This is a genomic window from Pedobacter sp. KBS0701 (genome assembly GCF_005938645.2).
Lineage (GTDB): Bacteria > Bacteroidota > Bacteroidia > Sphingobacteriales > Sphingobacteriaceae > Pedobacter.
In genome coordinates this window covers 3,776,939-3,790,505 of record NZ_CP042171.1, presented here as the reverse complement: position 1 = coordinate 3,790,505, position 13,567 = coordinate 3,776,939, and the positions used below count along the sequence as shown (strand labels likewise).

Here is a 13,567-nt window from a genome sequence, read left to right as displayed (position 1 = left end):
CGTTTTATTATGCAATTTACCTTATGAATAAAATCCTGTTTTTTATTTTACTGATTTCTGGCCATGCTTTATTCGCACAGGATCAGAAAGTAGATTCGTTAAACAATAAACCCCAAAAAGAAAATTTTGCAGACGATTGGGCCGCGTTAACGAAGTATCAGAAAGAAAATGAACACTTGCAGTTACCGAAGCGGAAAGAGAAAAGAGTAGTTTTTCTGGGAAGTTCTATTTTCGAATTCTGGAAACAGAAAGATCCTGAATATTTTAGGCGGAATACTTACGTAGATAGGGGAATAAGCGGACAGATTTCGCCACAGCTGCTGATCCGTTTTCGGCAGGATGTGATTAACCTTAAGCCAAAAGCGGTGATTATTTTGGCAGGTAGTAATGACATTGCAGGTAATACAGGCCATGTGACTATAGATAAGATTATGGATAATATTAAATCGATGGCAGAACTGGCGAGGTTACACCGTATTAAAGTAATACTTTGTAAATATTTGCCTGTTTATGAATATCCATGGAATAAGCAGATTAAGGCAGCCGATATTGTTGTTGATTTAAACGAAAAGATTGGTACCTATGCCAAAGAGGGAAATTATACGATTTTGGATTATTGGACACCTTTGGTTGATGAACGTAAAGGCCAACGACCGGAATTAACGGTTGACGGTGTTCACCCTAACCTCGCCGGTTATAAGATTATGGAAAGGGTAACTGATGTGGCGATCAAAAAAGCTTTGAAAAACAGGCACTAATCGATAAATGCCATTCGACTCCGCTACCATCGGCAGACCCTATCAGTACGATCGTCATTCTCGCGCAGGCGGGAATCCTAAAGCGCTTGCATTACGATTCCCAATCAAGTTGGGAATGACGATTCCTCGCAGCCTATAATCTGCTAAAAATCTGTCATTCTGAACGCAGTGAAGAATCTTTAATAAATCGATGAGATCCTTCATTGCCATTCATAATGACTAGGGACTTATTTTTAATTAATTTTCAGTAATATTTGAAAGTTTAATAAATTTAATTTACTTTTACACTGTGAAAGGAAAATAGAGCATAAAACATTTTAAAGAATGCCACTAACGGGGCTTATTTTTTTAGTTTATATTTTCATTTTTTCCTGAAAGTTTTATAATTAAATCTTTTGCTATGGATTACAATATACTCGGATATGCCATCTTTATAGCGGTTATCGTATTCATCATCGTAGTGGTAGGGAAGATATGTTACCGAAATGGAAATATTTTTGTAGCTGAACTCATTCCCGATCATTTGGATCTTTGTCATCAGATTAATAAATCGCTTTTGGTTTCTTATTACCTGGTTAATATTGGCTATTGTGCCATGACATTGGTAGGATGGGAGACGATTGCCTCATCGCAGCAGCTTGTAGAAGTGATGGCCGTAAAAGTGGCGACTATTGTTTGCATCCTGTCGATTCTTCATTATTTAAATATCTATTTGCTTACCAAAACCATTCATAAATTAATAAAATAACACCTTAAACTTTTCATTATGGAAACGACAAAAATTTTAATCGGCTATGCAGTTTATTTACCAATTGCACTTTTTCTGACTTTTTATGTTTCAAAAACGCTGTTCAAAAACAGTAAGATATATATGTTGGATATTTTTAAGGGAAGGGAAGAGATTGCCAACGCGACGAACAAACTTTTCGAAACAGGCTTTTACCTGCTCAATATCGGTTTCGCACTGTTGATTATGAAGATTACGATTGGCGCAAACGATTACCGCAGTTTGGTTGAAGCACTAAGTTCTAAAATAGGTGGTTTTGCCATTTACCTGGGCATTATGCTGTTCATTAACCTGTATTTTTTCTTCAGGGGCAAACGCAAAGCGAAAGAAAACCAAAGGCCAAATCCTTTTCAGCCTGCATAAATTGTAAGAAAAATTTTCATCCTGAGCCTGTCGAAGGACCTATTCAGGTCGCTAGTAAGCGTTTCGACAAGCTCAACGTTACAGATACAGAAAGCTTTCAAAATTACGCCTCAAACAAAAAAGTCCCGATTTTACCGGGACTTTTTATTAATCTAGTTTTTTATACCTAATGCGTTTCGGTGTAACATCACCCAAACGTTTTTTGCGGTTTTCCTCATAATCTGAGTAATTACCTTCAAAGAAATAAACTTCAGAGTTACCTTCGAAAGCGAGGATGTGCGTACAGATCCTGTCTAAGAACCATCTGTCGTGACTGATTACCACGGCACAACCACCAAAGTTTTCTAAAGCTTCTTCCAATGCACGTAAGGTATTCACGTCGATATCGTTGGTAGGCTCATCCAGTAGCAATACATTGGCCCCTTTTTTCAAGGTAATGGCCAGGTGCACGCGGTTACGCTCACCACCAGATAGAATGCCAACTTTTTTCTGTTGATCGCCACCATTAAAGTTGAACTTTGAAACATAAGCACGTCCGTTAACCGCTTTAGTACCCAATTGTATGTTATCTAAACCATCCGTAATATTTTCGTACACCGTTTTATCGGCATCCAGGTCATTGTGCATCTGATCCACATAACCCAGTTCAACCGTTTCGCCTACGCGGAAAGTACCGGCATCAGCTTCTTCCTGTCCGGTAATTAAACGAAACAGAGTGGTTTTACCCGCACCATTTGGTCCGATGATACCCACAATACCTGCCGGAGGTAGTGAAAAGTTTAAATTATCGAATAATATTTTGTCGCCATAAGCTTTGGTAACGTTCGTGGCTTCAATAACCACATTCCCCAAGCGTGGGCCTGCAGGGATGAACAGCTCTAATTTATCTTCTCTTTCTCTGCCATCTTCTGAAGCTAATTTATCGTAATTGGCTAAACGTGCTTTAGATTTTGCATGACGTGCTTTTGGTGCCATACGTACCCATTCTAATTCACGTTCTAATGTTTTCTGGCGTTTGCTTTCTGTTTTCTCTTCCTGTGATAAACGTTTTGCTTTCTGATCTAACCAGCTGCTGTAATTCCCTTTCCAAGGAATTCCTTCGCCACGGTCTAATTCTAAAATCCATCCGGCAACATTATCCAGGAAATACCTATCGTGGGTAACTGCAATAACGGTTCCTTCGTAATTTTGTAAGAATTGCTCTAACCAATCGATACTTTCGGCATCCAGGTGGTTGGTAGGCTCATCCAATAATAATACATCAGGATGTTGAAGCAATAAACGGCACATGGCCACCCGGCGGCGCTCACCACCTGATAGTACACCGATTTTAGTATCCGGATCAGGACAACGTAAGGCATCCATGGCCCTTTCTAATTTCGAATCAATTTCCCAGGCACCTAAAGAATCGATTTTATCCTGAAGCTCGCCTTGTCTGGCCATTAACTTATCCATTTTTTCTGGATCAGAATAGTTTTCTTCCAAACCAAAGGCTTCATTCACTTCTTCATATTCTTTTAAAATGGCAGTAACTTCAGCAACGCCTTCTTCAACTACCTCGCGAACCGTTTTTTCCGGATCTAAGATTGGCTCCTGCGCTAAATAACCCACCGAATAACCAGGCGAGAAAACGACTTCGCCTTGATAAGATTTATCTAAACCGGCAATAATTTTTAAAAGGGATGACTTACCAGAGCCATTTAAACCTATAACTCCGATTTTGGCTCCGTAAAAGAAAGAAAGGTAAATATTTTTTAAAACCTGTTTTTGTGGCGGGTAAATTTTATTTACTCCTGCCATTGAAAAGATTATTTTCTCGTCAGACATGTTAGTTTCTTATGTTAGAATGTTTAAGGGCAATTTGTTTCGAAACGGGGATTTTTATACTATACATCTGCTTTTTTAAAATTCGCCCCAAGTCCCGAAAGCGGCAATGCTAAGACCGGGTACAAAGATAGAAACAACAAGCCCATTACAAAATGGTTTGTAAAGTATATCATAAATTTGATGATGAATGGATCACGTTTTGATTAATAATATCCAATTGAGGGGTTGGTTCATTTTTCAAAAAAAATAAGCGTTATTCCAACGTTTTAATTTGGTAGTATTCGCTTAATACAGCGTTTGACAGGCGTTCGTATTAATTTGGCCCCTAAAATTTACCATATTGCCCCTCACTCGGATAGGTATTTTAGTAGTTAATTTGTCATAACCAAATATAACAATGAAGATATGAAGAAAAACAAACTATCCTAAACATTCGAATAACGCCTATTTATAGTTATCTCTATATATAGATGATTTTGCCTAATTATCATTAAGCTCTTTCACTAACTAGAAAAGCTTTCAGCTGAGTTTTGCAAAGTAAGCATATCTGCCATCATAAGGACTCGACCGTATGATGATTGGTAGGCCCATGAATAAACTAATCAACAAACTATATCAAACTAAAATCAAACAATGAGAAAAATCTACAAAAAGAAGGCTCAAAATTCGGGCTGTTTATTTTTCCGTGAAAGCGTATTCCGAACGCTTGTGGGCATAATGATGTTCATGGGCTTTTGTTTTTCTGCTTCTGCACAAAATGAAGTAACCGTTAAGGGGGTGGTGAAGGACACTGTAGGCGGTTTACCTGGAGTAAATGTTAAGGTAGCTGGATCAAGCCGTGGTATATCCACAGATGATCAGGGGCGCTATACCATTAAGGTTGCAAGATCGGGTAAATTGCTTTTTAGCCTGGTGGGCTACAAAGCAGTAACCAAAAATGTGGCTGACTATGAACGTGATGGTGTATATAATATTAGCGTCGTATTAAAACCTGATGCCAATACGCTGAATGATGTTGCGGTAGTTGGTTTTGGAACACAGAAAAAGACCAGTGTGATCAGTTCCATTACCTCTATTAATCCAAAAGAGTTAAAGGGGCCAACCAGTAACCTGACGACAATGCTGGCCGGACGAGTAGCTGGTATGATTGCCTATCAGCGTAGCGGTGAGCCGGGTGCAGATAATGCATCTTTTTTTATCCGTGGATTAGGAAGTTTTGGTGCGGGTAAGCAGGATCCTTTAATTTTGATTGATGGTGTTGAATCTACTCAAAATGATATGGCCCGTTTACAACCTGATGATATCTCATCATTTAACGTTTTAAAGGATGCAACTGCTTCAGCAGTTTATGGGGCCAGGGGTGCAAACGGTGTCCTTTTAATTATCACTAAATCTGGACAGGCTGGTGAAACCAAATATTTTTTCCGTGCTGAAACTTCGTTATCAGGCAATACGAGAAATTTCAAATTTGCAGATAATATTACCTATATGAAACAGGCTAATGAAGCAGCTTTAACCAGAAGCAGATTAGCTATATTACCATACCTGCAGACTAAAATTGATGCTACTGCGGCGGGTGATAACCCACTTTTATACCCAAATAATAACTGGATAAAAGAGTTGATTAAGGATTATACGTTTAATCAACGTTATAATATGAACGTAACAGGTGGTGGAAGTAAAGCCAGTTATTATATTTCGGGTACTTATAATATTGATAACGGGGTATTGAAAGTGGCAGATCTTAATAATTTTAATAGTAATATCAAACTCAGAAATTATTCATTGAGATCTACGGTTAATATTAACCTAACCAACACCACGGAAGCTATTATCAGGGTTTATGGTCAGTTTGACGATTACAGAGGCCCAGTTGGTGGATATGATAGTAACGGAAACAAGATCAATGGTGGTCAGAAAATTTTTAATCAGGCACTTTGGTCAAATCCGGTAATGTTTCCTGCAGTTTATCCAGCAAGTTATCAACCTTATGCCAAACATCCTTTATTTGGTAATGCAATTTCGCCTAGCGGGTCACTTTATGTTAATCCTTATGCCGAAATGGTAAAAGGATATCAGGATAATAATTCCTCGACCTTACAAACACAAATTGAACTAAAACAAGATTTAAAAGGGATACTGCCAGGTTTAAGTGCACGACTGATGTCTTATGTAATCAGGTATTCCTACTTTGATATTGCGCGTAATTATAATCCTTTTTATTATTCAGCTATTCCTAATCCAGCAGGTGGGGATTTTATGCTAAACTTATTAAATAGTGGTGCACCTCCAACCTACGGACTTACCGGAACGGAATATCTTAATTATTCAGAAGGAACTAAAAGTTTAAACTCTACTTTTTATACAGAAGTAGCTGTAAATTACAATCATACTTTTAAAGAGAAACATGCGGTAACCGGAATGTTGATTACCAATATGAGGAATTATCTGGCTGCAAACGCAGGAAGTCTTCAGTTGTCATTGCCATCCCGTAATCAGGGTGTGTCTGGACGTGCAACTTATGGATATGATAATCGCTATCTTGCTGAATTTAACTTTGGTTATAACGGATCGGAGCGTTTTGCTGCAAACAATCGTTTTGGTTTCTTCCCTTCATTTGGTTTGGGTTATCTGATTTCCAATGAAAAATTCTTCAAACCATTAAGCAAAGTATTAAGCAATGTGAAATTAAGAGCGACTTATGGTATCACCGGTAATGATCAGATTGGAAGGGCTCAGGATCGTTTCTTCTATCTTTCGGAGGTGAACATGAATGATGCAGGTTATGGCGGAACATTTGGAGAGAATAACTTCTATTATAAAGATGGTATCTCTATTTCACGTTATGCAAATCCTTTAATTACGTGGGAAAAATCTAAACAACTCAATCTTGGTTTGGACATGACCCTGTTTGATGCGTTAAGTCTTAATATTGATGTATATAAACAAAACCGTTCTAACATTTTAACAGACAGGGTATATGTGCCGAGTACAATGGGGCTTCAGGCTGCAGTTAAGGCAAATACGAATGAAATGGAGAGCAGGGGAGTTGACTTTTCGGCTAATTATAATAAATCTTTTGGAAACAGCATGTATTTGCAGTTAAGAGGTAACCTTACCTATGCAACTAACAAAGTTTTAATTAATGATGAGCCTGCTTATAATGCAAATGAGGCATATCGAACCCATGTAGGATTGCCAAGTACACAAACTTTTGGATATATCGCAGAAAGGCTATTTGTTGATGATGCTGAAGCTAAAAATTCACCTGTACAATTTGCCGGTAAACCCGGACTTGATTATGGCGGTGGTGATATCAAATACAGAGATGTAAATGGTGATGGTGTAATATCGGCAGCAGATGCTGTACCTATCGGATTACCACAGGCACCAGAAATTATTTATGGTTTTGGAGGAACATTTGGCTTTAAGGGTTTTGATATCTCTGCCTTTTTCCAGGGTTCTGCCCGTTCATCTTTCTTCATCAATCCGCAGAATATTTCCCCGTTTGTTTTTAATGGCGGTTCACAAAATGGTCTGCTCGACGTAATTGCTAATAGTCACTGGAGTGAAGAAAATCGTGATATATATGCATTCTGGCCGCGATTGAGCGATAAATTTATTGCCAATAATAATCAGACATCAACCTGGTGGATGCGCAATGGATCATTTTTAAGATTAAAATCGGTAGAACTTGGTTATAATCTTCCAACCAGAATCCAAAACAAACTAGGAATCAGGGCTACCCGCTTTTATTTAAATGCCAGTAACCTTGCCGCATTTAGCTCATTTAAATTATGGGATGTGGAAATGGGAGGAAACGGTTTAGGTTACCCTGTACAAACGGTATACAATTTAGGTGTGAGTTTAAGTTTTTAAAGATTGTTAAAGAAAATACAATGAAAAATACCGAAATATTATTTCAAAATAAAAAGAAGCCTGGTTTAATGGGGTTTGCCTCCATTCTAATGCTGAGTTTAGTTTTATTGGGCTCATGTAAAAAATATCTGGACATTGTTCCTGATAACGTGGCCACAATAGATAATGCATTTACCTTAAGGAGTGAGGCAGAAAAGTATTTATTTACCTGTTATTCCTTTTTGCCTAAAGATGGTGACCCTTTAAACAATATGGGTTTTATGGCCGGAGATGAAATATGGTCAAATATAGAAGAACGGGAGTTTATTTCTTATGGTTGGCGTATAGCCAGAGGTAGCCAGAATGCCGATAATCCGTTAATGGATGCATGGAACGGACGTTATCAGGGAGGAGGATATAATGATAATTATGGTTTATACAAAGCGATCAGAACCTGTAATATTTTTCTAGACAATGTACAGGATCAGACTAAAGTTCCGGATCTCAAATTGGATGAAAGACAGCGCTGGATTGCAGAAGTAAAATTTTTAAAAGCATATTACAACTTTTTACTGCTTCGTATGTATGGCCCGATTCCAATAGTAGATAAAAACCTGGATCTTGACGCATCTGTTGACGAAGTAAGAATTAAAAGGATGCCTTTTGATGATTGTGTGAATTATGTGAATAATTTGTTGGATGAGGCAATTACTAATCTACCGATGATTATTACGGACAGGAGCAATGAACTGGGGCGTATTACCAAACCGATTGCACTTGCCATTAAGGCTAGATTACTACTAACCGCTGCAAGTCCTTTGTTTAATGGAAACACAGATTATGCGGGATTTAGTGATAAAGATGGGGTTGCACTTTTTAATACTACATACGATGCCAATAAATGGATAAAAGCCAGGGATGCGGCAAAAGCCGCCGTTGATGCAGCTGAAGGTGCAGGATTTAAATTATATCAATTCCCTGGATCACAGTTTAAACTGTCTGACAGTACCTTGAGGCAGCTTACCATAAGAGGTGCTTTGACGGAGAGAGTTGCTCAAAATTCTGAGCATGTTTGGGCTAACCCAAATAGTCTTTCATTATTTATGCAACAGGTAGCGATGCCACGTTTGATGAAAGGTTCAGACCCAATCCCGGTAGGATTAGCCAGACAACAGTTAGCGCCTCCTATTAAAATTGCAGAAATGTTCTACACCCGGAACGGTGTGCCGATCAATGAAGATAAAACGCTTGATTTCAGTAATCGCTATACTATTAGGAAAGCCGTAAAAGCAGAACGTTTTTATATAAAAGAAGGATATAATACTGCGAGATTAAACTTTGACAGAGAGCCACGTTTCTATGCTGATTTAGCATTTGACGGTGCTACCTGGTACAAATATGATAGTCCTTCAAGCTCTGATGAAAATACTTACACTGTAGAAGCCAAATCTACGCAATTGGCCGGCGCAAACAATTTTGGCTGGTATAATGAAACAGGCTATTTTGTTAAGAAAGTGGTGGATTGGAATATGTCGCAAAGCAACAGCGGGGCAACCTATAGAACCTATGCATGGCCTGAAGTCCGTTTGGCAGATTTATATCTGATGTATGCGGAAGCGCTGAATGAGACTTTATCGAGCCCTTCTTCGGATGTATATAATTATATCAATAAAATCAGAACCAGAGCAGGTTTGCAAAGTGTAGAATCATCATGGATGAACTATTCAACTAATCCATCAAAATATACCACTAAAGACGGTATGCGAGAGATTATTCAGCAGGAACGCTTAATTGAAATGGCATTTGAAGGCAGTCGCTATTGGGATATCAGAAGATGGAAACGCGCAGCCGAAATGTTTAACCAGCCGATTACTGCTTGGAGTGTAAATCAGCCTGATGAGCAGTCTTATTATCGTGTAAGGACGGTATTGAATCAGAATTTTATCGCACCGCGTGATTATTTGTGGCCAATTAGAACATACGATTTGACGGTTAATCCTAAACTGGTACAAAACCCTGGATGGTAAAATTATCATTAATCAATAAAAATATGAAAAAGATTAATCAACTATTTTCTTTGGTGCTATCGATGATGATAGTGTCATTTATAGGATGTAAGCAAGATGAACTTAAACCACTCGAAAAGAATGAAACGCCACCTGGGCAGGTTTCTAATATTTCAGTAGAGAATGGTCCGGCAAATGCAAAAATTAGCTATGTATTGCCTACAGATAAAGATTTGCTTTATGTTAAAGCGGTATACAAGTTAGCAAATGGTACCGAGGCTGAAGTTAAATCATCTTATTATAATAACAGCCTCTTAGTAGAAGGCTTTGGCGATACCAATGAGCACGAGGTTATGGTCTATGCAGTGAACAGGAGTGAGGTTGCTTCGGCACCAAAAATTGTCAAAATCAAACCTTTGGAAAATCCGATTAGAGGAGTATTCAGAAACTTAAAGGTAATACCTGATTTCGCTGGCATTAACTTTACCTCAAGTAATCCGGCTAAAGCCGATTTATCAATTGAAGTCATGATCTTTAAAAATGGCAAATACGAATCGCTGGGTAAAAACATATATACGTCTGCGGCAGATATTAACCAGTCAATTCGTGGTCTGGATACACTTAGCAGTAAATTCGCCATTACTATTCGCGACAGGTGGTTAAATTACAGCGATACCTTATATACTACATTAAAGCCTTTGTATGAAACAGCGCTTTCTAAATCACTATATAAAGCATTAAAACTTCCAACAGATGCTGTTCAGACTTACACAGCAACTGCATTAGAGAATATGTGGGATAATAATTTTATTGATTGGCCAAGGTGTTCACTTACTGATGTTACACAGGTAACGCCACAATGGGTAACTTTTGATCTTGGAAAACCCGCTATCCTAAGCAGAATTGTAGTGTGGAACTATCCTGAATATCTAAACGCGGGAAGGATGTATTATTATGGAGGAAATTTAAAGGATTTTGAAATATGGGCATCTGATAACCCTCCAGCAGATGGCAGCTTTAATAATTGGGTAATGATTGGATCATATAAGTCTACTAAACCATCTGGCAGTGCTTATGGTGTTCAAACATCAGAAGATTATTCCTTTGCCAATGCCGGCATCAGTTATACTTTTGGAGCTGTTGCTAAGAAATTCCGTTATCTACGCATTAAATCCAATAAAAACTGGCAGGGCACAACTTTTCAGTCCATTTCTGAAATTCAATGTTATGGAGATCCGCGATAGCGATTTAAGTTTCATTTAAAAATGATAAAGATGAATAATTATAAATTAAAAAAATATAGAAAGTTAACTGTGGCTGCCTTGCTTATATTAGTTGCAGGGGTTTACAGTGCCTGTACCAAACAGGATGACTTTAAGAAATTTGTAGCAGGTGGCGAAATTTCTTATACTGGTAAGCTGGATTCTGTTAAAATGTATTCGGGTGATTCAAGAGTATTACTAAAAGGACTTTTTCTGGCAGATCCTAAGGTTGTAAGTTGTAAAATATTTTGGAATAACATGAAAGATTCATTGGTAATCCCGGTTGTTAAGAAAAATGTTATAGATACACTTAATTACTCTATTCCAATCAAAACAGAAGGTTTACAGAATTTTATTATATACACTTATGATAAGATGGGTAATAAATCTATTCCGGTTTATGCCAATGCCAGATCTTATGGAGATCGTTACAAAGCTTCATTAAGTAACAGAGCGGTTAGTGGTGGAGAGCGCGCTTCTGATGGGACAGCTACTATACAATGGTTAGGTATGGATAAATTAACCGGAGTTTTTGCTACGGAAATTCAATACACTAATACAAGTGATAACTTAGTAACTGTACGTACACCTATTGACTCGACCAGATCAGTACTTAAAAATTATAAAAGTGGTTCAACTTATAAATATCGTACCTTATTTCTTCCAGATACGAACTGTGTTGACACATTTAAGGTTGACTATATCACAAATTTATCTGTGGATGAAGACATGACTAGCCTATTGTCTAACGCAGGGCCATTTGTAAGAGATACCTGGGATGGATCCAGATGGGGTACATTGGCTGGATGGATAACGAGTGCCGGTGCGAAAAATATTAATAATAACCTTTATGGTGGATATGAATTAAGGAGTGGAGTTGGTGTATTATCTTTCGAATCTGGCTGGGGTATCAATACTCCTGTTACTAACGGATTGATTTATCAAACAATTACATTGCCAGCCGGAAAATATACTTTCAGGTTATCTGGTCTTGATCAGAATAGTGGAGGATCCAGGTATATTGCTGTTGCTGCTGGTAATACTTTGCCTAATGTGACCAATATTCCAACTGCTGCTATTGCTTATTCGAATATCTCCAGCGGAGAACTAAACTTCTCATTATCTCAGCAAACAACAGTTTCAATAGGTTTCGCCGTATCAATAGATAATTCTGGCCAATACTTAAAAATTAAAAGTGTCAAATTATTGAAGTGGGCTAAATAGATTCGATACCTCCCTAAGTTAATTTCTTAGGGAGGTATTATTATTTGTATATCAAGGTATAAGAAACAAAGCGTTTAATTCTTGATCTGATTTGCTGTTATCTAAACCTATTTCATCACTAAATAACGAAACCAAATGAAGACTCAATCAAAAAAATATCTTATTGTAGCCTGTTTAATGTTTGCTATGTTCGGCGGATGTAAGAAGGGTGGAAACGTACCAGAAACATCCGGAACAAAAACTGAAGCTAATGTTCAGGTTGCAAGTTTAACGACTACTGCATTTACTAATATTACAACCACTGGTGCAATGAGCGGAGGAACCATCACCGATAAGGGAAGTTCTGCAGTTACTGACCAGGGGATTTGCTGGAGTACTTCTCCCAAACCAACAATAGATAACAATAAATCAGGCGTAGTCAGTGTGAGTGGTTCAGGTACATTTACAAGTGAAATTAAAGGCCTAACCGCTTCCACTAAATATTACGTAAGAGCCTTTGCCGTGAATAAAGCTGGTATTGCTTATGGGAATGAAATCGAACTCACCACAGCCAATATTGTCAGCGCAACATTTGGTTTTTCACCCATGTATATTATAGGTTCAACCGTAGCAGCAGCAGATATTGAGGTGTTAACAGATGGTGGTGATGCTGTAACAGAACGAGGAATTGTTTATGCTTCCTCCCCAAATCCTACAATCAGCAGTAGCAAAGTGAAGCATAAGAACGCCGGACTTGGTAAGTTTAGGGTGAGCTTAAAAGACCTTACACCAAAAACAACCTATTACGCCAGGGCTTATGCCGTTAATGCTAAAGGGACTAGTTATAGTAATGAAGTTACCTTTAAAACCATTGCAAAAGGTAATTTTACCTATACCTTTAACAAATCTCAAAACCCTGGATCCGAAGAGCTCGCTGCGTATGGCAGACTACAGATTGCTATAGATAGTGCAGTATGGTATTTTAATAACTATACTTCTGTTACTAAACATGTATATCTAAATTATGTTGATGGTGTACCAACAGCCGATGCCAACAATCAGGGCTGGATGCAGTTTGGAACCAATTCGTCCTATCAAAATCTCAGAACGATGCTTCATGAAGGTTCACACACTTTAGGTACCGGAACTTCTTCATGGTGGTGGAGTACACTTGTTAATGGTAAACTGCAGGCACCAAGTGTAACCGCAATATTGAGGTTGATTACAAATGACAATACCGCCCAACTTAGTGGTGATAGCCAACATTACTGGCCTTATGGACTTAATCAGAATTCGGAGGTTACTTCAAGCTGGGATTTTACCTATACCTGCTTAATTATCGAAGCCATGCGTAAAGATGGTTTAACGGAATTCAGTGGTGCCTATACACCATAATGATTACATTTGGATGTGATAGCTTAGCTGCCAATTTTCATTAACAAATGAAAAAGAGGCTATATCATAAATAGTAAACCCCAAAAGCATTAGTTTAGCTTTTGGGGT

General features: G+C 38.1%; 9 protein-coding genes. 8 read left to right on the top strand and 1 reads right to left on the bottom strand.

What is annotated here, in order from left to right:
* The first annotated feature begins 23 nt into the window (after positions 1-23).
* The 3 genes from FFJ24_RS15235 (at position 24) to FFJ24_RS15225 (ending at position 1,908) form a co-directional block, all read left to right on the top strand.
* Entirely contained in the window at positions 24-758 is a 735-nt protein-coding gene (locus tag FFJ24_RS15235; protein WP_138818031.1) for a GDSL-type esterase/lipase family protein, read from the top strand.
* 400 nt (positions 759-1,158) lie between these two features.
* A complete protein-coding gene (locus tag FFJ24_RS15230; RefSeq protein ID WP_138818030.1) occupies positions 1,159-1,506 on the top strand; it encodes a hypothetical protein in 348 nt (115 codons plus the stop codon).
* A gap of 18 nt (positions 1,507-1,524) precedes the next feature.
* The gene (locus FFJ24_RS15225; RefSeq protein ID WP_138818029.1) at positions 1,525-1,908 is read left to right on the top strand and encodes a hypothetical protein; all 384 of its coding nucleotides are present in this window, start codon (positions 1,525-1,527) and stop codon (positions 1,906-1,908) included.
* A gap of 147 nt (positions 1,909-2,055) precedes the next feature.
* Here FFJ24_RS15225 and ettA read toward each other — a convergent pair whose 3' ends face one another.
* Entirely contained in the window at positions 2,056-3,735 is a 1,680-nt protein-coding gene (gene ettA / locus FFJ24_RS15220) for an energy-dependent translational throttle protein EttA (RefSeq protein ID WP_138818028.1), read from the bottom strand.
* Between the two features lie 633 nt (positions 3,736-4,368).
* Here ettA and FFJ24_RS15215 point away from each other — a divergent pair.
* From FFJ24_RS15215 to FFJ24_RS15195, 5 genes are all read left to right on the top strand, one after another.
* A complete protein-coding gene (locus FFJ24_RS15215) occupies positions 4,369-7,614 on the top strand; it encodes a TonB-dependent receptor (protein ID WP_168202488.1) in 3,246 nt (1,081 codons plus the stop codon).
* A 20-nt stretch (positions 7,615-7,634) separates the two neighbouring features.
* Entirely contained in the window at positions 7,635-9,620 is a 1,986-nt protein-coding gene (locus FFJ24_RS15210) for a RagB/SusD family nutrient uptake outer membrane protein (RefSeq protein ID WP_246862624.1), read from the top strand.
* A 23-nt stretch (positions 9,621-9,643) separates the two neighbouring features.
* A complete protein-coding gene (locus FFJ24_RS15205) occupies positions 9,644-10,843 on the top strand; it encodes a DUF5000 domain-containing lipoprotein (protein ID WP_168202487.1) in 1,200 nt (399 codons plus the stop codon).
* Positions 10,844-10,873: 30 nt separating this feature from the next.
* A complete protein-coding gene (locus tag FFJ24_RS15200) occupies positions 10,874-12,085 on the top strand; it encodes a DUF4998 domain-containing protein (protein ID WP_168202486.1) in 1,212 nt (403 codons plus the stop codon).
* A gap of 135 nt (positions 12,086-12,220) precedes the next feature.
* The gene (locus FFJ24_RS15195) at positions 12,221-13,459 is read left to right on the top strand and encodes a fibronectin type III domain-containing protein (RefSeq protein ID WP_138818025.1); all 1,239 of its coding nucleotides are present in this window, start codon (positions 12,221-12,223) and stop codon (positions 13,457-13,459) included.
* Positions 13,460-13,567: the final 108 nt, after the last annotated feature.